We start from the raw sequence: 26,327 nt of genomic DNA on the forward strand, positions 1-26,327 counted from the left end.
TAGTCTCACAGGCGTTCATTCGAGGGGGCAATATGCTGCTCGTCTTTGGAGTTCGGTGTCGTTGACCGATTTCAGTTTTCACTCTTCCAACACATGGCCTCGGTGAATGTATTGCCAGAAGGGAAGGACAAGTCGCCTCCGACGCTCATAGATTTCGCGCACCCGGTCCACACGAACGAGTTTCGGTTGGATGCTCGCCTCAGCCACGGCGGCGTCCATTTGGTGCAGGGAACCTTGGCTCCACATGAAAGCGGGCTGATCGGCTCACCACGACTTACCATCGTCGTTCACAACGATAAGCCCTTCGATATGGAATGGAGATTGCCGGGAAGCGATCGTCTCCAGTCCGCCCGGATCGAATATGGTGCCGTTCATATCGATCCTGGAGATAATCCCTTTTTCCAGCGATGGATCGTATGCCCCAACATTGTCGGCATCGCACTCGACCGTAAGCTGGTCGATCGCGTTGGGCATGAGACGTTCGGGCGAGATGGAGCCAGTTTGCGTCCCGGTGTCGCGGTAACGGACAACTTCCTCGCGGACGCTGCAAAGATGCTGTCCCTTGAATTGCGCGAACAAAGCGCTGGCGGAAAGCTTTTTGCAGAGCATTTCGGTATCCTTATCGCAGTCCATATGTTTCGTCATTACAGCGATGGCGCATGGCATCCAGCGCCCGCCAGAGGCGGACTCGGAACACAGCGGCTCCGGCTGGTGATCGACTATATCGAGGCCAATCTCGGCGATGACTTGAGCATCGCCATGCTTGCCCGGATCGCGGATCGAAGCCTGCACCATTTCAGCGAGGCCTTCCGGCAGTCCACTGGCACGCCGCCGCACCGCTACATCATAATTCGTCGAATCGAGCGGGCGAAGATACTGCTGCTCTCGACAGATTTGCCTATCGCCCAAATCGCCTTGGCAGTTGGTTTCGCCAGCCAAAGCCATTTCGGCGCCACGTTTCGCGCAATGACCGGCGTGACGCCGCTTCGTTTTCGCCTCGATCGGCTCTGATAAACGGAGTGATATGCCTATCCTGACGCCACTGGTGGCGCAGTGACAAAAAAGGAGCGAGAGGATGACCGATTTACAGGTAACGCAGCACCGGGCTGCACGGATCAAGATCGCGCTTGCCGCCATAAGCGGCTTGTCGTTGACACTGATGGGATGCAGCGATCCCAAGGCGGCGAGCAAGGCGAATTTTCGCACGGCTTTACAGGGTTGGTTCGACGCGCATCCCGAGTGCGTCAATATCGGACAGATGCCCGCCACGGTCCGCGCCGACGGATCTCCGGCCGATCGGCGCGGTTATGAAGCGCTGACCGCCGCCGGGCTCTTGTCAGTCCAGAAGCGCCGTGAGAACCGGCCGCCCGTCATGGGGCAGGACATGAGTTATGACGCGCTGGTCTATCAACCTACCGATGCGGGCGCGAAGGTCATCCGAAAATCCGACAATACGCTGCTGGGCGGGTCCGACCTTTGCTTCGCCCGCCGCGTCGTCGGCGAGGTCACGTCCTTTACCGAACCGGCCGACGTAATGGGCGTGCGCGTATCGCAGGTTCGCTACACCTATAGACTGGAGGATATGGAACCTTGGGCCGGGGACACGGCCGTGCGCGCTGCACTGCCTTCGCTCGCCAAGGCAGCAGGCACCGAACAGGGCGAGGACAAGGCGGCGCTGGTTCTCACCAGCGAGGGATGGCAGCATGAACGCAGCCTTAGCCGATAGCGCCACATCGTAAATTCACCCCTGATTTCCATTATTTGTCGGTATTTTCCGACATACGGCCGGTTCTTATTCCGGCATTCCTCAAACTGCGCCGGTTCCGCCTCATTCCCAAGCGCCTCCGGCAGCGGGCGTCCTGAACGCCTGGCAGGCTGCGCCTGGTCGCTTTGCGACCCCCGTGCGCCAACAGGGAGAGGATCACATGGCAAGAGCCATCCGGGCGGATACTGCATCCGCATGGCGCGATCGCGCGCGCTACGATCGTCTGCTGGGATTCGACCGGGCGACTTGGGCATGGGAATGTCTGCGTCGCGCGATCGGCCACAATCTACGAATGCCGTGTCGGGCATCATGGACCCTGTTGCGCGCGCGGCCGCCACTCTGCGTCCTGACCATCCGCCGCTGCAATTTCGTCTGCAATCGCGTCCTGCCGCTTGCGGCGCTCGGCAGCCTGGACGATTTTACCGGGCATGTATTTTGGTGTGCCGAACGACAAGCCCCTACGTTGACCGTCGATGCGCGCTCCGCTTTGCCGGGCGAGGTCGATCTGTTTGATCTCCACGCACTTGACCATCCCATCGTCGTCCTGCGCCATCCCGTCGACGGTGAGCATGTGCTGATCGCCGATGGGCCGCGCTGTATCCGTATCGCGGTGCGATCGGGCACATTGCTCGCTGGCCCCGTCCATCTCGATTTTCATGTGACGGGCGACGCCCAGGTCGAAACCAATATTCTGATGCTGCGCCGTCTGGTGTCCGTGTGCCGCCTGGGCCGCTTTCCTCGAACGCTGTTCCCACCCGAACGGCGGGCACGGCGTTGGGCCCTGGCATTGCAGGCATGGGATGGCCGGCAGGCCGGGGCCAGCCACCGCGAAATCGCCCGCGTCATTCATGGTGACGCAACCGTGCGCGATGAATGGCTCGGCACGTCCGACTATCTGCGGACCCATATCAAGCGTTTGCTCAGGACTGCCGATACGTTGATCGGCGGCGGATGGCGGCATCTGCTGCGGTAGAAGGCCCGGATGATTAAGTGGGCATTGGGGCGTCTCGCCCGCCCCGGCGGGCGACCGCGCTCTACTGTGCTAGGCGCCTTCGGCGCCAGGCTTCGCTGGGCCACCTGCGGCGTCCCGGCCGTTCCGGTCAGGATCGCATGACGCGGGGGGGCATCGCCGATCCCCTGGCCCTCCCAACCAAGAGGGGCCCTCGCCATGAGGAAGGACACGACCGCGCGACGGGCGCGCGACGATTGAATGCGAATATCTTTCGCAATGCTGGCTGACCTTCAAAGAGGCATACGCGCCGATGGTGATCATGCGATCCGCTTCTCCGCCGCCAACGTATCGAGCAGCGGACAGCCTGGGTTCTGTCCGGCATCGCAGGCCCGCACTGAGTCCGAGAGCACCCGTTCCATTCGCTTGAGGTCCGTGATCCGTGCACGCACGTCCTTAAGATGCGATGCCGCCAGCTCGCGCGCTTCGGCGCACGACGTCGGTCCTCCAGCCGCGAGCCTCACCAGGGCGCGCACCTCGTCGAGGGTAAACCCAAGCTCCCGCGCACGGCGCACGAAGCTTAGCCGTGCCACGTCCTCTGTCCCATAGCTACGATAGCGACCTTGCCGCGGCGGCGTGGGTAGCAGCCCGATCCGCTCGTAATAGCGAATCGTTTCGATGTTGCAGCCGGTGCGGCGCGAGAGTTCGCCGATCTGGATCGTCTTGGCAGCCATGGGCGCAGCTTTCGATTGGGGCTTGAGTCTGTAGTAGCTACAGATGCTAAGGCGGTTGCATGACTGCCACAAGGAATCGTTCGTGACCGAAACGCCACACTCGCCCAAGGGCATCGGCACCGTCACGCTTACGCTGACGGGTATTGCCGCCGCATTCGGCGTCGCCGCCTGTTGCGCATTGCCGATCCTGCTCGCCTCCGCCGGGATTGGCGCGACTTGGCTCGGCGGTGTGGCCTTCGTCGCCGCGCCCTATCGCACGCCGCTCCTACTGATCGGTGCCCTGTGCCTTGTCACCGGTGCCGCGCTGTTGCTGCGCCAGCAGGTGGTCGCTGCGCGCTGCGGGCCCAACGGCGTGTGCACGCCGCGCTGGATGCGCCTGCTAACGCTCGTCGGACTGCTGTTGGGCGTCGCCTTGCTCTGGGCAGGGTATCGTTATGTCTGAGGAGGTTCTCAAACTGCGCTCAACGCTGACCTGTCCACACTGCGGCCACCGGGCGACCGAGACGATGCCAACCAACGCCTGCCAATTCTTCTACGACTGCAAGGACTGCGGTGCCGTCCTCAGGCCTAAGTCGGGCGACTGCTGCGTTTACTGCTCCTATGGCGACGTGCCCTGTCCCCCGATCCAGCAAGATGGCGGCAAGGCCCGCTGCGGCTGATTCCCGTGGCCACCGCATCCACGCCAGCGTCATTCACGGCGACGCAACGGTGCGCGATGACTGTCTCGACACATCCGATTATCTGCGGACCCATATCAAACGTCTGCTCAGGACCGTTAATACGCTGATCGGCGGCGGATGGCGGCATCTGCTGCGGTAGAAAGCAAGGCATAAGGGCGTCTCGCCCGCCCCGGCGGGCGACCGCGCTCTACTGCGCCAGGCGCCTTCGGCGCCAGGCTTCGCGGGGCCACCTGCGGCGTCCCGGCCGTTCCGGTCACGATCGCATGACGCTGGCCGGGGGCTTCGCCCCCGGTTGGTTGCCCGGCGCTCCTCCCGTCGCGCCGGCGTCTGTTTGTTGGCAACCCCTTGGGCGCGGAGGGTGGTCGGCGCGCCCTGCTAGGCCCGCCGCGCCGGGCGGCAAGCCTCCGCTTCGCTCCGGCTGCTTCATTGCATTGCGCCCCTGCGGGTGCCGCCCGCCGCTCTTGCGGGCCTCTCCGGTCGCCCCTGCCGCCCACCCCCCACGCCCGGCGGGTTTGCGGTCGGTTTTTTGGTTGTGACAGGAGGCTAGGCATGGGCTTTTCCCGCAAGCGTCGCGCGTCGGGGCAAGGTCGCGAGGCAGGGGCGCAGCCCCGCGCGAATCTGTATGACGAGGTAACGCGCAAGATCATCAGCGAACTGGAAGCGGGCCGCTTCCCTTGGGTGCAACCTTGGGATGCCAGCGCGGCAAGCGGCCCCGGCCTGCCGCGCAACGCGCTGACCGGGCGGCGCTATTCCGGCGTCAATGTGCTCTTGCTTTGGGGCGCGGCGATCGAGGGCGGCCATGCCTCGCAGCATTGGCTAACCTTTCGGCAGGCGCTGGAAGCGGGCGGCAATGTCCGCAAGGGCGAGAAGGGCACCACCGTCGTCTATGCCGACCGCTTCATTCCCGAAGCGGAAAAGGCCCGTGCCGTCGAAAGCGGCGAGGATGCCCGCGCCATTCCGTTCCTCAAGAAATTCACCGTCTTCAATGTCGCGCAATGCGAAGGTTTGCGGCCCGGTCTCGCCACCGATCCCGCGCCGCTGCCCGAACGCGAGATCATCCCCCACGCCGAAGCCCTGATAGAAGCCACCGGCGCAGATATTCGCATCGGTGGCGATAAGGCGTTCTATGCGCCGTCCGGCGATTATATTCAGGTGCCGCCGCAACCGGCGTTCCGCGACCAGATCAATTATTATCGGACGGTTTTTCACGAACTGTCCCATCATTCGGGGGCAAGGCACCGGTTGAACCGCGACCTGTCCGGGCGGTTCGGCTCCAAGCCTTACGCCCGCGAGGAACTGTGCGCGGAAATTAGCGCCGCGTTCATTTGCGCCGCGCTCGGCATCGTCCCGACCGTGCGCCATGCCGATTATGTCGGCTCATGGCTGGAGGTGTTGCGCGAGGATAATCGCGCGATCTTCCGCGCCGCCAGTCAGGCGAGCAAGGCGGCGGATTATATTCTCGCCTTTGGCGAGGGCGACGAAGGGAGGATTGCGGCATGACGCTCCTCACCCCCGAATTGTGCGCCGCCTTGCGCGCCAACGCCATCGCCCATCGCGCCGCGCAGGAGGAAGGCCGACGCGAACCCGACCCGCTTCCCATCCTCAAATTGTTCAATCCGATGGGCGCGGCGACATGGCTGGCGACCGAACTGGACGAGGATGGCGACACCCTGTTCGGCTTGGCCGACCTTGGTTTCGGATGCCCCGAACTCGGCTCTTTCAGCCTGTCGGAGATCGCATCCGTCCGCTTGCCGGGCGGACTCAGCATCGAGCGCGACCTGTATTTCACGGGCCGCTTTCCGCTGTCTGCCTATGCCGACGCGGCCCGGATCGCGGGCCGCATCACCGAAGCCGAGGCGCTGTTAGCCACCGCCGCGCGGGCGCGCGAGCTTGCCCGCCGTTCCGAGATTCCGCCCACACCGGACGGATGAGCCGCGCCGCTATTTCGGCGCTAACCCGGCCCGTCCGTCCATCTTGGCAGATCACACGAACGGGCCGGTCCACCCCAAGCAGGAGTGAACCACCATGCAACTCGCAAATATCGACGCTGGCAAGCTGTTTGTCAGCAAGACCAATATGCGCCACGGGGAGAAGAACCCGGATGTGTCCGATATTCTTCCGTCCATCCGCGCGCGCGGCGTCATCGTGCCGCTCGTCGTGCGCCCCGGCGAGCTTGAGGACAGGCCGGAGATGTTCGGTATCGTCGCCGGACGCCGCCGCCATCATGCCAATGGCATCGCCCTGTCCGAAGGGATCGACCACGGCCCCGTGCCGTGCGCGATCATGGAGGATGGCGACGACGCCGCCGCGCTGGAAGCCTCGTTGATCGAGAATATCCAGCGGCTCGACCCCGATGAAGTCACCCAATGGGAAACCTTCACCCGGCTTATCCAGAAGGAAAAGCGCAGCGTGGAGCAGATCGGCCAGACCTTCGGCCTGACCGAACTCTATATCCGCCGCATCCTCGCGCTCGGCAATCTGTCGCCGCGCATCCGGGGGCTCTACCGCAAGGGCGAGATCGACACGCGGACCATCCGTCATCTGACGCTCGCCAGCAAGGCGCAGCAAAAGGACTGGCTGGCGCTGCTTGATGACCCGGACCAATATGCGCCGACCGGCGACCGGCTGAAAGCATGGCTGCTGGGCGGCGAGTCCATTTCGGTCAAGGCCGCGATCTTCCCGCTGGGCGATTATGGCGGCAGGATCGTCGGCGACCTGTTCGAGCAGGACGGCTTTTTCGCGGACGCCGAACAATTCTGGATCGCGCAGAACGAGGCTATCGCCGCGAAGCGCGACGCCCTCATTGAAGCCGGATGGGCCGAAGTCGAGATCATGGAACCGGGCAGCTATTTCTATAGCTACGAGCATGAAAAGATGCCCAAGGCCAAGGGCGGCAAGGTCTATATTTCCATCCGCCACAATGGCGAGGTGGAAGTGCATGAGGGCTGGCTGTCGGGCAAGGACGCCCGGAAAGCGCGGGCAGCGGAGGCGAAGGCGGGAACCACCGAAGCCGACCGGCAGGCCGCGCGCAATGCCCGCGCCGAAACCACCAGCGCCTTGCAGACCTATATCGACCTCCACCGTCACGCCGCAACGCGCGCCGTGCTGGCCGATTATCCCGCCGTCGCGCTGCGCCTGATGCTGGCCCATGCCATCACCAGCCCGGCGCATTGGACTGTCCGCGTCGAGCCGCAGACCGCCCGCAACGACGCCATCACGGAGAGCGTCGAGACGAGCACCGCCGAAACCCGGTTCGACGAAAAACGGCGGACGGCGCTCGCGCTTCTCGGCTTTGATGCCGACGAGCCGACCGTGACCGGCGGCTATGGCGACAAGGACGGAGCCGCGACCATCTTCGCCCGCCTGCTCACCTTGTCCGACGCCGATGTCATGGCGATCATCGCTATCGTCATGGGCGAGACGATGGAGGCAGGCAGCGCCGTGGTCGAGGCCGTGGGCAGCTATCTCGCCGTCGATATGGCGAGCCTGTGGACGGCGGACGATGCGTTTTTCGATCTTGTCCGCGACCGCCAGATGGTCAACGCCATGCTCCGCGATGTCGGCGGCAAGAAAGTCGCGGACGGCAATATCACCGAGAAGGTCAAGACGCAGAAAGCCATCATCCGCGATCACCTGACCGGCGAGAACCAGCGCCCCAAGGTCGACGGATGGGTGCCGAAATGGCTGCGTTTCCCTGCCGCCAGCTATTCGGCGCGGCCCTTTGTCACGCTCTCCCGGTGGAAATCGGTCGAGCGGTCTTTCAGGAATGTGCCGCAGCCGTTCGAGATCGAGCAGCCCGATCCTTATGCCATCGCGGCGGAATGACGATGGGAGTGGCGGCGTTGCCGCCCCTCCATTTTCCTTCGCAAGCCCCCGCGCCGGAGTGGACGCGGGGGCTTTTTCGTGGCGCCGATGACGGCGTTTGAGGATCGCGGCGCACGGGCGCGGCGGTCCCGTTCCGGTGGTTTGCCGCATCGGCGGAATGAGCCACGCCGATCATCGGACAGGCGGGCGGGCAAGACAGCGTGGCCGTCGCGGTCGCACCTGATCCAGCCCGCGCCGAGGCCGCTGGTCGCTGTCCGATGGCGGGCAAGGCGGCTCCCTTTCCCGCTTGTCGCGGCGCAGGATCGACGCGCGGGGATGCGCCCGATCCATCCTCTGCACCCTCGCATCGCCGGTTCCGGGAGCGATCCGTCAGGCCGTGACACAGGCAATCGGCATCCTGTCCGTATCGCCAGACGCGCGACCCTGGCTGTTGCTGCTGGACCTATGGGCGGCCCTGAACGCCCGCAACCGGGATTGCTGCCGCTATTTTCCCCGCCTTCGCTGCGCTTCGGCTCCTCGCGGTCGCTTCGCTTCAAAATAGCCGCGCATCCCGGTCCTCCGCTGCCGCTCCGGCCCTTCGGGTGCGGGCGTCCCGGTCAGCCCATCACGGTCCGCGCATCGCCGGGGATCGGCTCTGGCGAGCAACGAAAGGAATGCATCATGTCCACTCTCGGTATCGTCTCGCGCAACCCGGAAACCAACGAAATGCGCGGGCAGATCGGCCTTCTCGGTCGCCGCAATCCGCTCGGCATCGAGATCACGCCCAACACCGAAAAGCGCGGCGAGAAGCAGCCCGATTTCCGCATCTGGAGCGGTCCCAACGACATCGGCGCGGGCTGGATCAAGCCCAATCGCGAGACCGGCAAGCCCTATGTCTCGCTCCGCATCTTCCATCCGCAGATCGCGCCGTGGCCGATTTACGCCAATCTCGGCCGCGCCGCCGGACAGGACGATGACGACGTGCTGGCGCTGATCGTCAACGCCGCCTGACCGGCCCGGCAAGCCCCCGCGTCCACTCCGGCGCGGGGGCTTTTGCCGTTTCGGGCCAGTCGGGTCGAAAACCGGCAGCCGCGTTTTCGACCCTGCCGCGCCGTCTCCCCGTCCCGCACGGTCCCTGCCTGTCGCGGATGGTCCTTCGCCGTCCGCACTCATCAGGAGGATCACGCAGATGGATGACGACGATCATATCCGGGCCAGTCAGGCGCGGAAAGGAAGCCCGTTTCTGACCGCCAAGCAGGCCGCTTTTTTCCTCGGCTTGCAGGTCAAGACGCTGACCAACATGCGCTGGAAAGGCAAGGGTCCGGCCTATCGGCGGCACGGCGGGCAGGTCCGCTACCATATCGCCGATCTTGAGCAATGGTCCCGCGACAACGGGCGCGGCCCGCGCAGGGGGAAGCGCGATGCGTAAGCCGCTCTCCCGCAATCCGGCCAGACCCAGGCCCGCGCCGCTGCTCGAATGGCACCCGCCGCTGGCCCGCCAGCTTCGCGCCCGCCGCCGTCCGCTCCTTATCGCGGGCGGCATCGGCCTCGCCTTGCTCGCCGCTGCCGCCACGCTCGATGTCATGGGGCCGCCCGCGCCGCGCATCATCTGGAACGCCTCGGCCAGCGCGCCGATCGGTCTTTGGCGCATCCATCCCGGCGCACCCGTCCGCACCGGCGACATGGTGCTGGCCCGCACGCCGGAGAGCGTTCGCCAGCTCGCCGCGCGTCGCCATTATCTGCCCGCCAACGTGCCGCTGCTCAAACGGATCGCGGCGCGCGATGGCGACAAGGTTTGCGCGCTGGGATATGCAATTTTCGTCAATGGGCGCAGGATCGCCGAGCGCCGCGCGACCGACCGGCAAGACCGCCCGCTGCCGTGGTGGAGCGGCTGCGAGCATCTGCGCGACGGTCGCGTATTCCTGATGATGGACGCCGCCGAGTCGTTCGACGGGCGCTATTTCGGGCCGATCAGCGAAACCGCGATCATCGGGAAAGCGACGCCGTTATGGCTACGCTGACCTCCATCGCCGCGCCCGTGGCATGGGCGTCGCTGGCGCTCGCCGTGCCGGTGGCCGTGCCTGCGAGCGATGCGCCATCGGCATCGCCACCGGCGTTCCGCACATCACCAGCGGTCGAACGATGGCGACCCTATATCGCCGAAGCCGCGCAGCGCTTCGCCATTCCGCAGGCATGGATTGCTGCCGTCATGCAGGCCGAAAGCGCCGGATTGACCCACTTGAACGGGCGTCCGATCACCAGTCCCGCAGGTGCAATGGGCCTCATGCAACTCATGCCCGGCACATGGGCGGCAATGCGGCGGCGGCACGGTCTCGGCGCCGATCCGTACGACCCGCACGACAATATCATGGCGGGCGCGGCCTATCTGCGCGCCATGTATGATCGCTTCGGTTATCCCGGCCTGTTCGCCGCCTATAACGCCGGTCCGGCCCGCTACGGTGAGCATTTGCGAACCGGAAGGCCGCTACCGGGCGAGACGCGCTCCTATATCGCGCAGCTTGCCCGCACGCCTGCAACGCCGTCCATGCCGCCCGCCATGCTGTCGGGAACGCGCTTGTTTTTCTCGCTGGGCAACACGACGGAACCGGCATCCGGTCATGCGGATTCCACGCCTGAACGACCCGCATCCGGCACGCTGTTCATCCCCCTGAACGACCCGCCCGGAGGCCAGCCATGACGGGCGTTGCGCGTGGCGAGAGGGAAATATCCGCTCAACATTGCCCAGTATCCGGCATGGATCGAGCCGCCTCAAGGACGACGCCGGACACGATTTTTTTCGGCCTGGCGAGGCCGGTTCTTCACCCCCTGACATGGCGCGCGGCCGAAAAAAATCGCGCCCGGCATCGCCGCTGGCGCGGCCGCTTCGCGGTCCTTGACCCGGCTCGATCCATACCGGGCGCAGCCTCCTGTCTTTCGAAGATCAGGAGGAAATCATGTCTGTCGAACAGCATATCGAAGAACTGCGCGCCGAGCTTCGCAGCCTCACGGACGAGAACGAATTGCGGCAGGTCGAAGCCGAACTGGAAGCAGCGCTGGCGGAACGGGATCGGCTCTGGCGGGAGGACGGCTGACAGGCCGCATGGACAGCAGGAGCGCGGCGGCAGGCGCGGCGCTCCTGCTTCTCTGCCGTTCGCGATGGCGGGTTTCGGCGGCTTGGGGGCGGTTGAAGCGGGTAGGACTCGAAGGGCAAGATTAAAGGTCGATCCCGCAAGCGGGATCAACATATTGTCTGCACATCATTATTTCACGAGACAGGTTATAGGGATCGAGAGACAGGAAACCCATAAGTCATTGATAATAATATCCCACCCGCGAGACTCGTTGATTGTCCCGGTTACTTTGGATCAACCTCATCAATCCTCAAGAAGTTCGCAAGGTGATGGGACGCTGCCATGAGCGATGACGACGATTTTACGCCCGACCTTGGCAAGCCGCGCGCAGGCGGAAGCCGGATGCGCCGCAGCTATCTTCAGCGCGTGCTTCAGGCGCGGACGCTTGCCGGTGGCGTGCGACGCACAGGCCGCGCCTTTACCGGCAGCAGGATCGGGCGTGGTCGCGTCGCGGGGCGACAGCTTGCCAGCCGGGACCGTCTGGCGGGCTATCGCCAGCGCCGCGTCATGGTCAAATACCGGATCGCCAAATTCAACAAGGCGAACAGCCTTGGGGCGGCGCGCGCGCATCTGCGCTATATCCAGCGCGACGGCGTGACCCGCGATGGCGAGCCGGGGCGGCTTTATTCGGCCGGGCAGGAGCAGGCCGACGGCAAGGCGTTTCTCGAACGGGCCGACGGCGACCGGCACCAGTTCCGCTTCATCGTCTCGCCGGAGGATGGAGATCATTATGATGATCTCCGCTCGCTGACCCGCCGCCTGATGGTGCAGATGGAACGGGATTTGGGGACGAAGCTCGACTGGGTGGCGGTCGATCATTTCAACACCGGCCATCCGCACACCCATATCGTCGTGCGCGGCGTCGATGATCGCGGGCAGGATCTGGTGATCGGCGGCGAATATCTGACGCACGGTATTCGCGAGCGCGCAGCCGAGCTGGTGTCGCTCGACCTGGGACCGCGCACGGACATCGAGATCGAGGACCGGCTGACCCGCGAGATCGAGCAGGAACGGCTGACCAGCATCGACCGGCGCTTGTTGCGCGACATGGATCATCGGCGGATCGTCGAAGCCACCGACCGCGATCCCTTCTATCAATCACTCCGCGCGGGGCGCTTGCAAAAGCTCGGCCACTTGGGGCTGGCCACCGAGATCGAACCGGGACGCTGGCAACTGGCCGACGGCATCGATGACACGCTGAAGCGCATGGGCGAGCGCGGTGACATCATCCGCACCATGCAGCGCGCCTTTACTGAGCATGGAATGGAGCGCGCCGCAGGAGACTATGCCATCGCCGATCCGGCGAGCATGAAGCCGATCGTCGGCCGCGTCGTCGAGCGTGGTCTGTCGGACGAGGCGAACGATCGCCATTATCTGATCGTAGATGGCACCGATGGGCGCAGCCACTATGTCGATATCGGCCGGGGTGATGCGACGGCCTACATCCCCGAAGGCGCGGTGGTGCGGATCGCGCCCAAGCCGGTCGAGGCCCGCGCCGTCGATCGCACCGTGGCCGAGATCGCCGCCGCCCATGACGGGCGCTATTCGATCGATATTCATTTGCGTCACGATTCCACCGCGCGCGAATCTTTTGCCGAAACCCATGTGCGTCGGCTTGAGGCGATACGCCGGGTGATGACCAAGGGCGGTAGCATAATCGAGCGCGAGGCGGACGGAACATGGCTCATCGCCCCCGATCATGTCGATGTCGCCGCCGCCTATGAAGCACAACGCGCCAAAGCCGCGCCGGTCATCGTGGATACGCTCTCTACGCTTCCCTTGGACCGACAAACCGGGGTGGATGGCGCGACCTGGCTAGACCGGGAATTGATTGCGGCCGATCCCGAGCCGTTGCGCGATGCCGGGTTCGGCCGGGAAACCCGCGCAGCGCTCGTCCAGCGGCGGCAATGGCTGATCGCCGAAGGGCTGGCACAAGAAGAACAGGGCCGCATCATCTATCGCGAAAACCTGCTGGCCATGCTGCGACGGCGCGAATTGAACCGGGTCGCGGGCCAGCTCTCCGACGAACTGGGTATCGTCTATGCCGAAGCCAAACCCGGCGAGCGGATCGATGGCATCTATCGCCGTCCGGTGGAACTGGCGTCAGGCCGTTATGCGCTGATCGAAAAGAGCCGCGAATTTACCCTGGTGCCGTGGCGCCCGGTGCTCGATCGCCATCTGGAGAAGCAGGTGTCCGGCATCATGCGCGGCGACACGATCAACTGGACGATCGGTCGTCAGCGCGGCCCGTCGATTTCGTGAAGGCGCGCAATGCTCAGAAATTACTCGGAGGTCGGATTTGCCCAATCCGGCAGTGCATCCAGATAGGCAAGCTCCTCCCGCAACACCGGGTCGAGGGCTTCCGGCAACAGCTTTCGTAACAGAATCCATTCAGGGGATTCGTTCGTGGCCTGTATCGCGTCTCGATAGCGGCGGAGGTGATCGTGAACGGATGCCTTGATTATGCTGCTGCTTCGCGTGTTCTCGATAATCTGCTTCAGTAGGTCCGAGTAGGGCGAAAGAACTTTGGTGCTCAGATAGGTATTGAGCATCGCAGAAATGTTTGAATGTTCACTCGCATAATTTCGCCCCTTCCCGTTCGTGGCGGCAACGATCGAGAAGGCAGCCGCGAGAAGCAGACTTTGCGGACGCGCCAGATCGCGAAGGGGTTTGTAGCGATCCTCCCATTGAGCAAGCGCGTTGAACCAAGGCCGACGCACTTTTTCGATCTCTGCTAGTCGCGAGCCAACGATTCTGTCTTCGTGATAGGGAATCTTTGAGCGCGGAACCGTAAGCGCGTCGAACCGAACCAGCTTGGGCGCGTCCAGTCGTCCATCGGGCTTGCGAAGGTAACAGGACAGCACAAGGGTTTTCTGCTCCCGCGATGCGGCTACCGCTGCTTGATCGAGAACGAAGGCGTTGCCGCGGTGACGGCGGATAACATCGATGAAGCTCTGCGGAAGCGCGGTGGCGGTATCAAGCCCGAACAGAATCCATAGCAGAGGTATGCCTTCACGTTCGTAGTGCTTGCAGCGCGCCGAGATTTCCGTCTGGAACGTGCCGGACATCTGGAACTCAACGACGAACGGGCCGAAGTCGTCCCACTCGACATAGGTATCGGGATAGCGACCATGCTCATTCTCAGTTGGGGAACGATACTGGCCGACGGTATGCTTGATGTAACGAGAATCGAGTGCGGCAAGCTCTCCCACCAACTCGCACATCAGACGATGAAAGTTTGATTCCTGCTTCCCCTGATATTGTGCGGCCCGAGCGGCATCGGGTTTGATATTCCGTCCCTGAAACCAGGGGCAGTCCGGATCGCTCCCGTTATAATGCTGAAACAGAGGGCGAGCGATGCCGCGCGTCTTGGACGTGCGGATATACACTTCGCATTCACACGCTAGGCATCGGGCGACGAGACCGTCTTTTCCGTTGCGACGATCCGTAATCTGATCGCGGATCAAGCCCCAGCTATCGTCCGACATCGCCATCAGATCTTGCGCCGTCACCGGACCGATCCGTTCGATGATAGCTGCTTCGACAATCCGTTGTAGTTTCCGCCCCATGAGCCGACTGTATCCTCGATTGGGAACGGATCAAGAACCTTGCTCCCCGAGGCACGCTGGCCAGGCATTGCCAGGTAATGAGAGTGTATATATCTTGTCAGTATGAACTTGAATGGAGTCGTCCATGTCCAAGGATGCCGTTTTCACGATGAAACTGGAACCCGATTTGCGGGATGCGTTCATGGCCGAAGCCGAGGCTACCCATCGCCCGGCCTCCCAGATCGTGCGGGATTTCATGCGCGAATATGTCCAGCGACAGCGCGAAGCGCGGGATTATGACGAGTTCCTGCGCCGAAAGGTCGAAGCTGCCCGTGTGTCGGTTCGTGCTGGTCGTGGCCGCCCAAACGAGGACGTCGAAGCCGACTTTGCGGCCCGTCGGGCAGAATTGCGCCGCAGGGCCGATGAGGCAGAGGCGTGAGCGTCAAGTGGACGCCGGAAGCTGAACAGGACCGTATCGAGATCATCGCATACATCGCTGGCGATAATCCGCGTGCTGCGTTGCGGATGGATGAACTTTTCGGAGATGCGGCGGCGCGTCTGGCCGATTTTCCACACATGGGCCGGACAGGCAAGATCGCGGGAACGCGCGAGTTGATTCCCCATGAGAATTATCGGCTGGTGTATCAGATCGAAGATGGGACGGTCTGGATTCTCACGCTGGTCCACACGTCGAGGCAATGGCCGCCATTGGTTTCGGAGGAAGGATGAACGACAGGACAGACATGGTCGAGCGGGAGCATTGCAACAAATGCTTGCAATGGAACAACCATGCGATCGTTCATACGGAAAAGACTTCGTGGCAGGAAGAGTTGGACGATCAGCGGGGTATCTATATCGAGGGTGGAGACAGTTGGGCGCTGATGCGCTGTCTCGGTTGCGATTCCGTCAGGCTACGCCATAGGCACTGGTTCTCCGAAGACTCGGACGAACACGGGCAGCCGGCGATTTACACCGAGTTCTTTCCGCCGTCGATCACGCGCCAGAAACCGCAATGGCGCCGCCAAGCCTTCCCGTTCAATGCCTATCTTCAATCCTATAACGGCCTTTGCGACGAGATATATGGGGCCATGGCGATAGGGGCGCACCGGCTCGCCACGATGGGAATCAGGGCGCTGGTGGAGCGCTTGATGATCGACCAAGTGGGAGATCAGGGAAGGTTCGAGAAGAACATCGAAAAGTTCTTCGACGCAGGACACGTCGCCCCCAACCAGCAGGCCATGTTCAAGGATACGCTGATCGAAGCTGGCCATGCCGCCATGCACCGGGATTTCGAACCTAGCGCTGATACGGTGAACACTCTGCTCGATACAGTCGAGGGTATCCTTCACGCTATTTACTACGCGCCGATGTTGGCGGACAAAGTGCGAAAAACTATCCCGCCACGCGTTCGCTGACTGTGAGCATATGATGTTGCCTCTCTACGACAGGCTTTCCAAATAAGGCCGCATGACATTGTGCATCCGGCAGATGGCGCCATAGCGCCGAAGGTCGGCACGGGTTACCTTCCGCTGGCGCAGCCCGTCGCGCAGGGCTTCAATCGCTACATCGAGGCCGACCCGGCTGCGATATTTGAAACAATCGACAATGGTTTTGGCGGGGTCGTAGATCGATACAGCAACCCCTTCGATTTCAACCGTCATGCGCCCGGCCGTGAAGGCGTCGCCTGATGCACGCACCGCCTCGACACGGAAAGGCAGCGTGCGCGGAATCCGCGCCTTGTGGTGGAAGCAAATCCATACCGCATGGGGAAGCTGCGAGGTCAGCCCATGATATTGCAGGGCGGACAGGAGCACGATGACACCATGCGGTGCGAGCCGTGCGGCTTCGGCGAGGCTATGGGCTGCGTCGATGTCATCAGCATCGGCGAGTTGATACAGTCCTCGCGCAAGCCGCACGAGTTGTCCCTGCTCGCAAAGCCGCGCGATGATTGCCGGGGGTATGCCTGCCTCGCGAAAGTCCCGCGCGCGCGCGATCCCACGCCAACGCGCAAAGGCAATGGCCTGATCCGATAGGGTTCCAGCGAGTTCCATATAGCTTGATGTTATCAAATGTCGGTATTTGTCAATAAGTGCCGACATTTTGAATGGATCATGCAGAGCGATGGAGCCTGTCCGGTAGCAACGCGCCTTCCCCAGCAGTCCAAGCGCTTTGCCGCTCTTGTTACCTTGGCGGCATCCGGCCCGCCTGCTAAGCAGTCAACCGCGCTGCGAAGTGGCAGCGCCGGGCTTCACAACCCGACGAAACGAAAACGTCTCGGAAACTTCGGTTTCCGGGGTGCCGTCGTATATGTCCAAGTCCTCGGACTAAAAACGGCGGCGCATGTCGTTTCGTCATGTTGTGAAGCCCCGGCGGCTCCCGCGTCCAGTGCGCGGGAGTTCGGTGCTGATGACAGTATAGATCGTCCCGACTGAACCTATCGACTGCAACTATTCGATCGGGACGCGCTGTGAACGAGCAATCGGATTTTTCGAACGATATTTACGACCCTATCGCCATGATGGCGCGTGTCGGGCATCTTCCGGTTCAGGCGCAGCAGGAAATTGAGCAAATCAGCCGGATTGTCCGCGCCGCTTTTGGCTATGGAGAGGGCGGAATGCCCGAACAAGGCCGGATCGTCCTTATCGCATTGACCAACCCGTATGCCATCTGCCCATCCAGCGGTGACATCGCAGGCTATGATTTTCATATTACGGTCAACCTGTCGGAATGTGTTGATGACGCGCATTGGTGCCTCGTGCGCCGATTGATTGCCGCCGAAATCCCGCATCGCACGGTCACGCTGACCGTGACCGTAGAGGACTGCCCGTCCGGTATCGTCCTCTATGATGCGGAGGCAGATTTGCCGCTTAACATGCGGGAGCTGTCTGTGCGACCTTAGCCTTCACTTCCCTGCTCCCAAGACAGCGGGGACGCCCAAGGACATTCCGGGACCACTGGGGGTATCACGCTGCCTTCCTGACCTGACGCAGCTTGAGTTCCGTTCGCGCCGCACTCCGCGGCCGGCGAGTCGGAACCAGGAACATGACCCCCACAAAGCTGCTTCTCGGACAGATTTTCGTTGTCTTCGCTATCGTCATCCTCGGCCTTTGGGCAGCGACCCAATGGGCCGCATCAATGCTCGGCTATCAGGCGCAGCTTGGCGCGCCGTGGGCTACCCCGTTCGGCGTGCCGGTCTATCGGCCGTGGCAGCTTTTCGGCTGGTGGTATCATTATGATGCCTATGCCCCGCAAGTCTTCGACAAGGCGGGGATGCTGGCGGGCGCGAGCGGATTCCTCGGCTGCGCTTCCGCCATTATCGGCTCGCTCTGGCGCGCCAGGCAGAACCGGAACGTCACCACCTATGGTTCCTCCCGCTGGGCGGAACGCGGCGAGATCGCGAAGGCCGGGCTGTTCGACAATGCCGGCGTGTTTCTTGGCCGCTATCGCGGTAATTATCTGCGCCATGACGGTCCCGAGCATGTCATGGCCTTCGCGCCGACCCGTTCGGGTAAGGGCGTCGGCCTCGTCGTGCCGTCGCTATTGTCCTGGACCGGCAGCGTGGTGGTCCATGACATCAAAGGGGAGAACTGGACCCTGACTGCCGGCTGGCGGTCGCGCTTTTCGCATTGCCTGCTGTTCAACCCGACCGATCCCCGTTCGGCGCGTTACAATCCGCTGCTGGAGGTCCGCAAAGGGCCGGATGAGGTCCGCGACGTTCAGAACATCGCGGATATTCTTGTTGACCCCGAAGGCGCGCTGGAACGCCGCTCGCATTGGGAAAAGACTTCGCACTCGCTGCTAGTCGGCGCGATCCTGCACGTCCTCTATGCGGAGGAAGAAAAGACCCTCGCGCGCGTCGCGACCTTCCTCTCCGATCCGCAGCGGTCGTTCGCCCACACGCTGCGGCGGATGATGGCGACCAACCATCTCGGCACCAAGGAGCATCCGCAGGTCCACCCCGTCGTCGCATCGGCCGCGCGCGAGGTGTTGAACAAGAGCGAGAACGAACGCAGCGGCGTCTTGTCGACCGCCATGTCGTTTCTTGGCCTCTATCGCGACCCGATTATCGCGCGGAACACGGCGGCGTGCGACTGGCGCATCGCCGATCTTGTCGACGCCAAATCGCCGGTGTCGCTCTATCTGGTCATTCCGCCCAGCGACATTTCCCGCACGAAACCGCTGGTTCGTCTGGTGCTGAACCAGATCGGCCGCCGGCTTACCGAACGGCTCGAAGGCGACCCCAAAAAGAGCCGCAAGCATCAACTGCTGATGATGCTGGACGAGTTTCCGGCGCTGGGACGGCTCGACTTCTTTGAGACCGCGCTCGCCTTCATGGCCGGCTACGGCATCCGCGCCTATCTGATCGCGCAATCCCTCAACCAGATCAGCAAAGCCTATGGCGAGAACAATGCCATATTGGACAATTGCCACGTCCGCATCGCGTTTTCGTCCAACGACGAGCGCACTGCCAAGCGGATCAGCGACGCGCTCGGCACCGCGACGGAATTGCGTGCCCAGCGCAACTATGCCGGCCATCGCCTCGCGCCCTGGCTCAGCCATGTCATGGTGTCGCGGCAGGAGACCGCCCGTCCGCTGCTGACGCCCGGCGAGGTGATGCAGCTTCCGCCTGCCGACGAACTTGTGCTGGTATCCGGCCTGCCACCGATCCGGGCGAAGAAGCTTCGCTATTATCAGGACCGCAATTTCACATCGCGGGTGCTGCCGCCGCCCGATCTTGATGGCGGCGGCAGTGGGGGAGCCGGCAGCGGCGATGGGAATGATGGTGGGAATGGCGGCGTCGGCGGTGCGGCATATCACGACCGGCCCGCTCCGCGCCCCGATGACTGGGGTGGTGAGGTGCGCGGCCTCCATGACGGGTTGATCCCCGCCGCCGAGGACGAAGGCGCCGCGCTCGATGAAGATTCCGAAGGCGGCTTGCAGCAGCAGCGGCATCCCGGCCTCGAAGAACAGGCGGAGACGCCGTCCGAGCGCGAACCAGAGCTGACGCCGGGAGATGACGATGATGGCGATCCCGTCGCCGACCAACGCGCAATGACCGGCCTTGGCACTGTCGCTCGTGCCGTCGCCATCAATGAAGGGAAGTCGCGCGGCGACGATCTTCTCCCCGGCTTCGACGGGGACGAATGATGCGGAACCGAGACAAGGTGCGTTATCAGCTTTTCCTCGAACCGCGCCTCGCGGAGCGGCTGGAGGAGATCGCCGCCAAGCCCGGCGTGGCGCGCTCCGACATATTGGTGGCTGCTCTCGATGCCTGGCTGACCCGGCAAGGCAGTCACGAACTGGACGATCGCTTTGGCGGCCGGCTCGACCGGATGAGCCTTCAGATCGGCCGCGTCGGGCGTGACGTTCAGGTGCTTCTGGAAAGCCTCTCGCTTTTCATCCACCAGCAATATTGCCTCAATGCCCAGCTTCCCGAACCCGATGCCGCTGCCCGCGCCATCGGCCGGGACCGCTTCGACCGCTTCATCGCGCAAGTCGGCCGCCAGATGGCGACCGGTGCGAAACCACTCGCACCTGCAAGCGAGGCGGCACGGTGACTGCTTCCGCCAATATGACGGCGCAGGGCCGCCGCCGCGCCATGCTCCGCACGGCGATGGGGCCGGCGATTTCCGCGGCGCTCGGCGATCCTCGTGTGATCGAGATCATGGTCAACCCCGATGGCACGCTCCGGCTCGACCTGCTCGGCGAAGGCCGCGTGGATACCGAACTGCGGGTCGAGCCTGCCGAAGCCGAACGCATCATTCGCTTGGTCGCCTCGCATATTCGGGCGGAGGTTCATGCCGGCGCGCCGATCGTCAGCGCCGAGCTGCCTGAAGGTGGCGAACGCTTCGAGGGGCTGTTGCCTCCGGTCTCGGCCGCGCCCTGCTTCTCGATCCGCAAGCCCGCCGCCCGCATCCATCGGCTGATGGACTATGTTGCCGACGGCATCATGCGCGCAGAGGTCGCGCTGGCGCTGTCGATGGCCGTGGTCGAGCGCAAGAATATCCTGGTTGCCGGCGGCACCTCATCGGGTAAGACGACGCTGGCGAATGCGCTTCTCAACGAAATGGCGACGCTCGACGAGCGGGTCATCATCATCGAAGACACGCGCGAACTGCAATGTGCCGCGCCCGATACCGTGGCGCTGCGCACCAAGGCCGGCACCGTGTCGATGGCCGATCTGGTGCGCTCGACGCTGCGCTTGCGCCCGGACCGGATCATCGTCGGCGAAGTCCGGGGCGGCGAAGCCCTCGACATGCTCAAGGCGTGGAATACCGGCCACCCCGGCGGCATCGCCACCGTCCACGCCAATAGCGCTCGCTCCGCGCTCTACCGGATCGAGCAGCTTGTCGCCGAGAGCGTCATCACCGTTCCGCGCCGCCTGATCGCTGACGCGATCGACCTTGTGGTGTTCATCTCCGGCCGGGGCACCGGCCGCAGAATCGAGACCGTTACCGAGGTCAGCGGTCTCGACGCCGACGGCGATTACGCCGTCACCGACCTTGCCATCCCCCATTGCTCTGGAGATTGAAATGCATATCACACCTCTGCCCGCATTCGCGCGCCTGCCGCACCGGCTTACGCTTGCCGCGAGTGCCGTCCTCATCCTCCCCGCCGCCGCGATGGCGGCCGGATCGGGAATGCCCTGGGAAGAACCGCTTCAGCAAGTGCTGGAATCGGTCCAGGGTCCGGTCGCCAAGATCGTCGCCGTTATCATAATCATCACCACCGGGCTGGCACTGGCCTTCGGCGAAACCAGCGGCGGCTTTCGCAAGCTGATCCAGATCGTATTTGGCCTGTCGATCGCCTTCGCCGCCAGTTCCTTCTTCTTGTCCTTCTTCAGTTTCGGCGGCGGGGCGCTGGTCTGATGGTGGTGGCCGCTTCCATCGCGCCCGCCACCTCCATCGAGGGCTTCGAGGTGCCGCTGCATCGCGCACTTACCGAACCGATCCTGCTCGGTGGTGCTCCCCGAGGGATCGCGATCCTCAACGGCACACTGGCGGCCGCGATGGGACTTGGCCTCCAGCAATGGATCGGGGGCCTGCTGCTCTGGCTGGTCGGGCACAGCCTCGCCGTCTTCGCGGCCAAGCGCGACCCCGATTTTGCGCCCGTCCTTGCCCGCCACCTCCGGCAAAAGGCGTATCTCTCATGCTGAACCTGAAGGAATATCGTGGACTATCCGACCGACTGGCCGATCATTTGCCGTGGGCTGCGTTGGTGGCGCCTGGCGTGGTGCTCAACAAGGATGGGAGCTTCCAGCGGACGTTCCGTTTTCGCGGTCCCGATCTGGAATCCGCTACCGAAGCCGAACTGGTCTCGGTCTGCGCGCGGGCGAACAACGCGCTGCGCCGGCTGGGGTCGGGCTGGGCCTTGTTCTTCGACGCCGAGCGCGCGCCCGCATTGGGTTATCCCGACAGCCAGTTTCCTGATGCGGCCTCCTGGCTGGTCGACGAGGAACGGCGTGGACATTTTGACGGCCGCAAGGGCGAGCATTTCGAGAGCCGCTATCACCTGACCCTCTGCTACCTGCCGCCCGCCGATCAGATCAGCCGGGCCGAACGGGCATTGCTGGAGCGCGAGCAGCCGCAACAGGATCGCGACTGGCGCACCGAACTGCGCGCCTTCATCGCCGAGAGTGATCGGCTATCCGACCTCCTGACCGGCATCATGCCGGAGGTTCGCGCGCTGGACGACAGCGAGACGCTGACCTTCCTGCACGGCTGCATTTCACCCAAAAGGCATCCCGTCGCGGCCCCTGAGACGCCGATGTATCTCGACGGGCTGCTGGTCGATACGCCGCTGTCCGGCGGCATCGAGCCGATGCTGGGGAACGGACACCTTCGCACGGTGACGGTGCTGGGATTTCCGAACGTAACTCGACCCGGCATCCTCGACGCACTCAATCGTCAGGGGTTCGCTTATCGCTGGGCGACACGCTTCATTGCGCTCGACAAGACGCAGGCCAACAAGGCGCTGACCCGCATCCGGCGGCAATGGTTCAATAAACGCAAGTCGATCGCGCAGATCATGCGCGAGGTAATGATGAACGAGCCGGTGCCGCTGACCGACAGCGATGCCGATAATAAGGTGGTCGATGCCGATCTCGCCTTGCAGGCGCTGGGCGGCGATCATGTCGCGTTCGGTTATTACACGGCGACGATCACCGTGTCCGATGAGGATAGCGCGGCGGCTGACGAAAAGCTCCGCATCGTCGAGCGGATCGTCAATGGCATCGGTTTCACCTGCATCCGGGAAACGGTGAACGCCGTGGAAGCCTGGCTCGGCAGTCTGCCCGGCCACGTTTATGCGAATGTCCGCCAACCGCTGGTCCACACGCTGAACCTCGCGCATCTGATGCCGCTGTCGTCAGTATGGGCAGGGCCGTCGCGCAACGATCATCTGGATGGGCCGCCGCTGCTCTATGCGGAGACCTGGGGTTCGACGCCGTTCCGCCTTTCCACCCATGTCGGCGACGTTGGCCATATGCTGGTTGTCGGCCCGACCGGAGCGGGCAAATCGGTGCTGCTGGCACTGCTCGCCTTGCAGTTCCGGCGCTATCCCGGCGCTCAGGTCTATATCTTCGACAAGGGGCTGTCTGCGCGCGCCACCGTGCTGGCGATGGGCGGCGAACATCATGCTCTGGGCGAGAGCGACGCACTGGCATTCCAGCCCTTGCGCAACATTCACGATGACGGCGAGCGGGCATGGGCGGCCGACTGGATCGCGGCCTTGCTCGCCCATGAGCGGGTCGATGTGACGCCGGAGGTCAAGGAAGCGCTTTGGTCGGCGCTCACCAGCCTTGCCAGCGCGCCGCCCGAACAGCGCACGCTCACCGGCCTTGCGGTTCTACTCCAGTCCAACGCGCTCAAGGCCGCGCTCATGCCCTATACGCTCGAAGGGCCATTCGGGCGGCTGCTCGATGCGGCGGAAAACGCCCTGGACCTGTCGGATGTTCAGTGCTTCGAGACCGAAGCGCTGATGAACTCAGGCAGCGTCGTGCTGCCGGTGCTAACCTATTTGTTCCACCGGCTCGAAGAACGCTTCGACGGGCGGCCGACGCTGCTCATTCTCGATGAAGCCTGGGTATTTCTCGACAATCCACTGTTCGCCCAGCGCATCCGCGAATGGCTGAAGGTTCTGCGCAAGAAGAATGTCAGCGTCATCTTCGCCACGCAGAGCCTCGCGGACATTGCCGACAGCAGCATCGCGCCCGCGATCATCGAAAGCTGCCCGCAACGCATCCTGCTTCCCAATGACCGGGCGATCGAGCCGCAGGCCCGCACCACCTATGAGCGGTTCGGCCTCAACGACACGCAGATCGAACTGATCGCCCGCGCCACGCCGAAGCGGCATTATTATCTGCAATCCCGGCGCGGCAATCGCCTGTTCGAGCTGACGCTGGGGCCGATCGCCGTGGCGCTGTGCGGCGCCTCCGATCCCGACACGCAAAGCCTGATCGATCGTCTGCTCGCGGAACAGGGCGAGGTCGGGTTCGCCGCTGCCTTTCTTGAAGCGCGCCGCCTCGGCTGGGCGGCCGGTCTTCTCCGAGACTTCCCCGGCGCGAACAGCGCCGGGGGAGACCCCTTCATCCCCCAGCAGAAGGAGCTACCCTCATGAAAACCAATATCCTTGCCGCGTGCTGTGCTGCGACCGCCATGATCGGCACCGCCATCGTGCCGACCGCACCCGCGCACGCGCAATTTGGCGGCGTGGTGTTCGATCCGTCGAACTACGCACAGAATGTCCTGACCGCGGCGCGCACCCTCCAGCAGATCAACAATCAGATCCGGGCGCTCCAGAACCAGGCGACGATGCTCACCAATATGGCGAAGCACCTCCAACGCCTCGACTTCTCATCGTTGGCGCAGATCACCCACTCAATGCAGCGCATCGACACGCTGATGATGCAGGCGGAGGGCATCGCGTTCGATCTCGGATCGACCGATAACGCGCTGCGGACACAATTTCCCGCCGACTTCGATCAAACGCTGTCGACCAGCGACATCATCGCCCAGGCGCGCGCGCGGTTGCAGGCGTCGATGAAAGCCTACCGGCAGACCATGCGCGTTCAGGCGCAGGTCGTGGAGAATGTCCAGGGCGACGCCGCACTGCTCTCGGAACTGGTATCGCAAAGCCAATCAGCGACTGGCGACTTGCAGGCGCAACAGGCGACCAACCAGCTCATTGCGCTGTCCACCAAGCAGCAGCTCCAAATCCAGAACATGATGGCGGCCCAGTATCGTGCCGATGCGATCGAGCGCGCCCGCCAGCAACAGGCGCTCGAAGCCGCGCGTGAGACCACGCGGCGCTTCATCGGCGAACGCGACATCTACACGCGCAACTGACGGCGACCGGAAAGGCGGCACACGGCCATGAACCCCGATCTCAACATCATCGACAACTTCCTGGCCGTCTTCACGACCTACATCGACAGCGGCTTTGGCCTCCTGTCCGGGGATGTCGCCTTTCTTACCACCGTCCTGATCGGCATCGACGTGACTCTGGCCGCGCTCTGGTGGGCGATGGACAATGATTCTGACGTGCTTGGCCGCCTTATCAAGAAGACACTCTATGTCGGTGCCTTCGCCTTCATTATCGGCAATTTCAACACGCTTGCCGACATCATCTTTCGCAGCTTTTCCGGGCTTGGCATCACCGCGTCGGGAGGCGGTATGTCGGCCGCCGACCTGCTCCGTCCGGGCGCGATCGGGGGCACGGGGTTCAAAGCAGCGTGGCCGCTTCTGGTTAAGGTCGGGACGCTTTCCGGCTTTCCCGAGTTCTTCGGCAACTTCCTCACCATCGCCGTTCTGCTCGTGTGCTGGTTTCTGGTGGTGCTGGCCTTCCTGGGCATGGCCGTGCAGGTCTTCATCACCATCATTGAGTTCAAGCTGACGACGCTCGCCGGGTTCGTGCTGGTGCCGTTCGCACTGTGGAATAAGACCAGCTTCCTCGCCGAGCGGGTGCTGGGCGGTGTCATATCGTCAGGCATCAAGATCATGGTGCTGGCGGTCATTATCGGCATCGGCACCAACTTCTTCGCGCAGCTCAACAGCCTGGTCGGAGCCGATCCCGGTATCGCGGAAGCCTTGAGCCTGTTGATGGGCGCGCTGACGCTGGTCGGCCTCGCCATCTTCGGTCCCTCAATTGCCTCCGGTCTCGTTACGGGCGCACCGCAACTCGGCGCGGGTGCGGCCGTCGGCACGGTGGCGGGCGCAGCGCTGGCCACTGGCGGCGCGGCGATGCTCGGCACTCGCGCTGCGATGGCTGGCGCCTCTGGCGGCATGGCTGCGATCCGGGCCGGAACCGCGATGGGCTCCGCCGGCGCCACCGCTTATCGGCTCGGGCAGGAAACTTCCGGCAGCAGCACGATGCGCGCCGGTATGGGTGGCATCGGCACCGCAATCGGTGGCGCGACATCGCAAGGATTGAAGGCAGCGGCCGCGCGCGTCACGGCACCATTCAGGGACGCTGCCGGTCGCGGGCAGCAGGCTGCATGGCATGCCGGCCGCACGTCTTCGCCGTCTAGCGCATCGCCCGGCGCTTCGGTTGCGGGCGCGGCCGCCGGAGCAGCCGGTGGCGCTCCGGCCTGGGCGCGCAATCTGCGCTCCGAACAGGCTGCACGTCATCGCCGCCACATGGCGATGCAGACGGTCAAGGACGGCGATCGTCCCGGTGGCTCGGCCAATCCCGACCTTAGCGACAAGGAGTGATTTTT

General features: G+C 63.6%; 29 protein-coding genes. 26 read left to right on the forward strand and 3 right to left on the reverse strand.

What is annotated here, in order from left to right; translation table 11 throughout:
- The first annotated feature begins 186 nt into the window (after nt 1–186).
- The 3 genes from DFR49_RS11625 (at nt 187) to DFR49_RS11635 (ending at nt 2,738) form a co-directional block, all read left to right on the forward strand.
- Nucleotides 187–1,011: a helix-turn-helix domain-containing protein gene (locus DFR49_RS11625; RefSeq protein ID WP_170151007.1), complete on the forward strand. Its 825-nt coding sequence runs from the start codon at nt 187–189 to the stop codon at nt 1,009–1,011.
- Nucleotides 1,012–1,075: 64 nt separating this feature from the next.
- The gene (locus DFR49_RS11630) at nt 1,076–1,726 is read left to right on the forward strand and encodes a hypothetical protein (RefSeq protein ID WP_146163357.1); all 651 of its coding nucleotides are present in this window, start codon (nt 1,076–1,078) and stop codon (nt 1,724–1,726) included.
- Between the two features lie 199 nt (nt 1,727–1,925).
- Complete coding sequence (locus DFR49_RS11635; protein ID WP_119035858.1) at nt 1,926–2,738, forward strand: DUF2285 domain-containing protein; 813 nt, start codon at nt 1,926–1,928, stop codon at nt 2,736–2,738.
- A gap of 296 nt (nt 2,739–3,034) precedes the next feature.
- Here the strand turns inward: DFR49_RS11635 and DFR49_RS11640 are convergent, their stop codons facing one another.
- The gene (locus DFR49_RS11640) at nt 3,035–3,448 is read right to left on the reverse strand and encodes a MerR family transcriptional regulator (RefSeq protein WP_107393674.1); all 414 of its coding nucleotides are present in this window, start codon (nt 3,446–3,448) and stop codon (nt 3,035–3,037) included.
- Between the two features lie 82 nt (nt 3,449–3,530).
- Between DFR49_RS11640 and DFR49_RS11645 the strand changes: the two genes are divergently transcribed.
- The 11 genes from DFR49_RS11645 to rlxS all read left to right on the forward strand — a co-directional run bounded on the left by DFR49_RS11645 (nt 3,531) and on the right by rlxS (nt 13,325).
- Nucleotides 3,531–3,890, forward strand: coding sequence for a mercuric reductase (locus tag DFR49_RS11645; protein WP_107393723.1), 360 nt, complete (start codon nt 3,531–3,533; stop codon nt 3,888–3,890).
- On the forward strand, nt 3,883–4,107 hold the full coding sequence (locus DFR49_RS22385; RefSeq protein WP_107393675.1) for a GDCCVxC domain-containing (seleno)protein: 225 nt from the start codon (nt 3,883–3,885) through the stop codon (nt 4,105–4,107). The genes DFR49_RS11645 and DFR49_RS22385 overlap by 8 nt, the downstream gene beginning before the upstream one ends.
- 570 nt (nt 4,108–4,677) lie before the next feature.
- Nucleotides 4,678–5,628 carry an ArdC family protein gene (locus tag DFR49_RS11655; RefSeq protein WP_107393676.1) on the forward strand — a complete coding sequence of 317 codons (951 nt, stop codon included), beginning with the start codon at nt 4,678–4,680 and terminating at the stop codon, nt 5,626–5,628.
- On the forward strand, nt 5,625–6,059 hold the full coding sequence (locus DFR49_RS11660; protein WP_107393677.1) for a DUF2958 domain-containing protein: 435 nt from the start codon (nt 5,625–5,627) through the stop codon (nt 6,057–6,059). The genes DFR49_RS11655 and DFR49_RS11660 overlap by 4 nt, the downstream gene beginning before the upstream one ends.
- A 94-nt stretch (nt 6,060–6,153) precedes the next feature.
- Nucleotides 6,154–7,953: a ParB/RepB/Spo0J family partition protein gene (locus DFR49_RS11665; protein ID WP_107393678.1), complete on the forward strand. Its 1,800-nt coding sequence runs from the start codon at nt 6,154–6,156 to the stop codon at nt 7,951–7,953.
- Between the two features lie 660 nt (nt 7,954–8,613).
- Nucleotides 8,614–8,943, forward strand: a complete 330-nt coding sequence (locus DFR49_RS11670; RefSeq protein ID WP_107393679.1) for a DUF736 family protein — start codon at nt 8,614–8,616, stop codon at nt 8,941–8,943.
- Nucleotides 8,944–9,121: 178 nt separating this feature from the next.
- On the forward strand, nt 9,122–9,361 hold the full coding sequence (locus DFR49_RS11675) for a helix-turn-helix domain-containing protein (RefSeq protein WP_107393680.1): 240 nt from the start codon (nt 9,122–9,124) through the stop codon (nt 9,359–9,361).
- Nucleotides 9,354–9,953: a S26 family signal peptidase gene (locus DFR49_RS11680; RefSeq protein WP_107393681.1), complete on the forward strand. Its 600-nt coding sequence runs from the start codon at nt 9,354–9,356 to the stop codon at nt 9,951–9,953. The genes DFR49_RS11675 and DFR49_RS11680 overlap by 8 nt, the downstream gene beginning before the upstream one ends.
- A complete protein-coding gene (locus tag DFR49_RS11685) occupies nt 9,941–10,630 on the forward strand; it encodes a lytic transglycosylase domain-containing protein (protein WP_107393682.1) in 690 nt (229 codons plus the stop codon). The genes DFR49_RS11680 and DFR49_RS11685 overlap by 13 nt, the downstream gene beginning before the upstream one ends.
- A gap of 256 nt (nt 10,631–10,886) precedes the next feature.
- The gene (locus DFR49_RS22005; protein WP_170112521.1) at nt 10,887–11,024 is read left to right on the forward strand and encodes a hypothetical protein; all 138 of its coding nucleotides are present in this window, start codon (nt 10,887–10,889) and stop codon (nt 11,022–11,024) included.
- Between the two features lie 321 nt (nt 11,025–11,345).
- Nucleotides 11,346–13,325, forward strand: a complete 1,980-nt coding sequence (gene rlxS / locus DFR49_RS11690) for a relaxase/mobilization nuclease RlxS (RefSeq protein WP_107393683.1) — start codon at nt 11,346–11,348, stop codon at nt 13,323–13,325.
- 20 nt (nt 13,326–13,345) lie between these two features.
- Here rlxS and DFR49_RS11695 read toward each other — a convergent pair whose 3' ends face one another.
- A complete protein-coding gene (locus tag DFR49_RS11695; protein ID WP_107393684.1) occupies nt 13,346–14,632 on the reverse strand; it encodes a competence protein CoiA family protein in 1,287 nt (428 codons plus the stop codon).
- Between the two features lie 124 nt (nt 14,633–14,756).
- On the opposite strand from DFR49_RS11695, the gene DFR49_RS11700 reads away from it, so the two are divergent.
- The 3 genes from DFR49_RS11700 to DFR49_RS11710 are packed head-to-tail and all read left to right on the forward strand — an operon-like array spanning nt 14,757 to nt 16,026.
- Entirely contained in the window at nt 14,757–15,050 is a 294-nt protein-coding gene (locus DFR49_RS11700) for a CopG family ribbon-helix-helix protein (protein ID WP_107393724.1), read from the forward strand.
- Nucleotides 15,047–15,340, forward strand: a complete 294-nt coding sequence (locus DFR49_RS11705; RefSeq protein ID WP_107393685.1) for a type II toxin-antitoxin system RelE/ParE family toxin — start codon at nt 15,047–15,049, stop codon at nt 15,338–15,340. Before DFR49_RS11700 ends, DFR49_RS11705 begins: the two co-directional genes overlap by 4 nt.
- A complete protein-coding gene (locus DFR49_RS11710) occupies nt 15,337–16,026 on the forward strand; it encodes a DUF4145 domain-containing protein (protein ID WP_170112522.1) in 690 nt (229 codons plus the stop codon). Before DFR49_RS11705 ends, DFR49_RS11710 begins: the two co-directional genes overlap by 4 nt.
- A gap of 24 nt (nt 16,027–16,050) precedes the next feature.
- On the opposite strand, the gene DFR49_RS11715 is transcribed toward DFR49_RS11710, so the two are convergent.
- Complete coding sequence (locus tag DFR49_RS11715; RefSeq protein WP_245896597.1) at nt 16,051–16,710, reverse strand: type IV toxin-antitoxin system AbiEi family antitoxin domain-containing protein; 660 nt, start codon at nt 16,708–16,710, stop codon at nt 16,051–16,053.
- A 368-nt stretch (nt 16,711–17,078) separates the two neighbouring features.
- On the opposite strand from DFR49_RS11715, the gene DFR49_RS11720 reads away from it, so the two are divergent.
- From DFR49_RS11720 to trbL, 9 genes are all read left to right on the forward strand, one after another.
- Nucleotides 17,079–17,510, forward strand: a complete 432-nt coding sequence (locus DFR49_RS11720; RefSeq protein ID WP_107393688.1) for a hypothetical protein — start codon at nt 17,079–17,081, stop codon at nt 17,508–17,510.
- A gap of 143 nt (nt 17,511–17,653) precedes the next feature.
- Entirely contained in the window at nt 17,654–19,759 is a 2,106-nt protein-coding gene (locus DFR49_RS11725) for a conjugal transfer protein TraG (protein WP_107393689.1), read from the forward strand.
- A complete protein-coding gene (locus tag DFR49_RS11730; RefSeq protein WP_342749142.1) occupies nt 19,756–20,169 on the forward strand; it encodes a CopG family transcriptional regulator in 414 nt (137 codons plus the stop codon). Before DFR49_RS11725 ends, DFR49_RS11730 begins: the two co-directional genes overlap by 4 nt.
- 14 nt (nt 20,170–20,183) lie before the next feature.
- Entirely contained in the window at nt 20,184–21,143 is a 960-nt protein-coding gene (gene trbB, locus DFR49_RS11735) for a P-type conjugative transfer ATPase TrbB (RefSeq protein ID WP_211314321.1), read from the forward strand.
- A 1-nt stretch (nt 21,144) separates the two neighbouring features.
- The gene (locus DFR49_RS11740; RefSeq protein ID WP_107393690.1) at nt 21,145–21,480 is read left to right on the forward strand and encodes a TrbC/VirB2 family type IV secretion system protein; all 336 of its coding nucleotides are present in this window, start codon (nt 21,145–21,147) and stop codon (nt 21,478–21,480) included.
- On the forward strand, nt 21,480–21,767 hold the full coding sequence (locus tag DFR49_RS11745) for a VirB3 family type IV secretion system protein (RefSeq protein WP_107393691.1): 288 nt from the start codon (nt 21,480–21,482) through the stop codon (nt 21,765–21,767). The genes DFR49_RS11740 and DFR49_RS11745 overlap by 1 nt, the downstream gene beginning before the upstream one ends.
- Entirely contained in the window at nt 21,761–24,229 is a 2,469-nt protein-coding gene (gene trbE, locus DFR49_RS11750; protein WP_107393692.1) for a conjugal transfer protein TrbE, read from the forward strand. The genes DFR49_RS11745 and trbE overlap by 7 nt, the downstream gene beginning before the upstream one ends.
- Nucleotides 24,226–24,957 (forward strand): P-type conjugative transfer protein TrbJ, encoded by a 732-nt coding sequence (trbJ, locus tag DFR49_RS11755; RefSeq protein WP_107393693.1) that lies wholly within the window; start codon nt 24,226–24,228, stop codon nt 24,955–24,957. The genes trbE and trbJ overlap by 4 nt, the downstream gene beginning before the upstream one ends.
- Before the next feature lie 27 nt (nt 24,958–24,984).
- On the forward strand, nt 24,985–26,322 hold the full coding sequence (gene trbL, locus DFR49_RS11760; RefSeq protein ID WP_107393694.1) for a P-type conjugative transfer protein TrbL: 1,338 nt from the start codon (nt 24,985–24,987) through the stop codon (nt 26,320–26,322).
- Nucleotides 26,323–26,327 lie beyond the last annotated feature (5 nt).

Source organism: Hephaestia caeni (assembly GCF_003550065.1).
Classification (GTDB): Bacteria; Pseudomonadota; Alphaproteobacteria; order Sphingomonadales; family Sphingomonadaceae; genus Sphingomonas; species Sphingomonas caeni_A.

Coding starts and splice junctions, on each gene's coding strand:
- DFR49_RS22005 (WP_170112521.1), top strand. CDS start 10,887: ATGTCTGTCGAACAGCATATCGAAGAACTGCGCGCCGAGCTTCGCAGC.
- DFR49_RS11725 (WP_107393689.1), top strand. CDS start 17,654: ATGACCCCCACAAAGCTGCTTCTCGGACAGATTTTCGTTGTCTTCGCT.
- trbE (WP_107393692.1), top strand. CDS start 21,761: ATGCTGAACCTGAAGGAATATCGTGGACTATCCGACCGACTGGCCGAT.
- DFR49_RS22385 (WP_107393675.1), top strand. CDS start 3,883: ATGTCTGAGGAGGTTCTCAAACTGCGCTCAACGCTGACCTGTCCACAC.
- DFR49_RS11745 (WP_107393691.1), top strand. CDS start 21,480: ATGGTGGTGGCCGCTTCCATCGCGCCCGCCACCTCCATCGAGGGCTTC.
- DFR49_RS11740 (WP_107393690.1), top strand. CDS start 21,145: ATGCATATCACACCTCTGCCCGCATTCGCGCGCCTGCCGCACCGGCTT.
- DFR49_RS11695 (WP_107393684.1), bottom strand. CDS start 14,632: ATGGGGCGGAAACTACAACGGATTGTCGAAGCAGCTATCATCGAACGG.
- DFR49_RS11710 (WP_170112522.1), top strand. CDS start 15,337: ATGAACGACAGGACAGACATGGTCGAGCGGGAGCATTGCAACAAATGC.
- DFR49_RS11630 (WP_146163357.1), top strand. CDS start 1,076: ATGACCGATTTACAGGTAACGCAGCACCGGGCTGCACGGATCAAGATC.
- trbL (WP_107393694.1), top strand. CDS start 24,985: ATGAACCCCGATCTCAACATCATCGACAACTTCCTGGCCGTCTTCACG.
- DFR49_RS11700 (WP_107393724.1), top strand. CDS start 14,757: ATGTCCAAGGATGCCGTTTTCACGATGAAACTGGAACCCGATTTGCGG.
- DFR49_RS11665 (WP_107393678.1), top strand. CDS start 6,154: ATGCAACTCGCAAATATCGACGCTGGCAAGCTGTTTGTCAGCAAGACC.
- trbB (WP_211314321.1), top strand. CDS start 20,184: ATGACGGCGCAGGGCCGCCGCCGCGCCATGCTCCGCACGGCGATGGGG.
- DFR49_RS11680 (WP_107393681.1), top strand. CDS start 9,354: ATGCGTAAGCCGCTCTCCCGCAATCCGGCCAGACCCAGGCCCGCGCCG.
- DFR49_RS11660 (WP_107393677.1), top strand. CDS start 5,625: ATGACGCTCCTCACCCCCGAATTGTGCGCCGCCTTGCGCGCCAACGCC.
- DFR49_RS11635 (WP_119035858.1), top strand. CDS start 1,926: ATGGCAAGAGCCATCCGGGCGGATACTGCATCCGCATGGCGCGATCGC.
- DFR49_RS11715 (WP_245896597.1), bottom strand. CDS start 16,710: ATGTCGGCACTTATTGACAAATACCGACATTTGATAACATCAAGCTAT.
- DFR49_RS11730 (WP_342749142.1), top strand. CDS start 19,756: ATGATGCGGAACCGAGACAAGGTGCGTTATCAGCTTTTCCTCGAACCG.
- DFR49_RS11685 (WP_107393682.1), top strand. CDS start 9,941: ATGGCTACGCTGACCTCCATCGCCGCGCCCGTGGCATGGGCGTCGCTG.
- DFR49_RS11670 (WP_107393679.1), top strand. CDS start 8,614: ATGTCCACTCTCGGTATCGTCTCGCGCAACCCGGAAACCAACGAAATG.
- rlxS (WP_107393683.1), top strand. CDS start 11,346: ATGAGCGATGACGACGATTTTACGCCCGACCTTGGCAAGCCGCGCGCA.
- DFR49_RS11675 (WP_107393680.1), top strand. CDS start 9,122: ATGGATGACGACGATCATATCCGGGCCAGTCAGGCGCGGAAAGGAAGC.
- trbJ (WP_107393693.1), top strand. CDS start 24,226: ATGAAAACCAATATCCTTGCCGCGTGCTGTGCTGCGACCGCCATGATC.
- DFR49_RS11640 (WP_107393674.1), bottom strand. CDS start 3,448: ATGGCTGCCAAGACGATCCAGATCGGCGAACTCTCGCGCCGCACCGGC.
- DFR49_RS11655 (WP_107393676.1), top strand. CDS start 4,678: ATGGGCTTTTCCCGCAAGCGTCGCGCGTCGGGGCAAGGTCGCGAGGCA.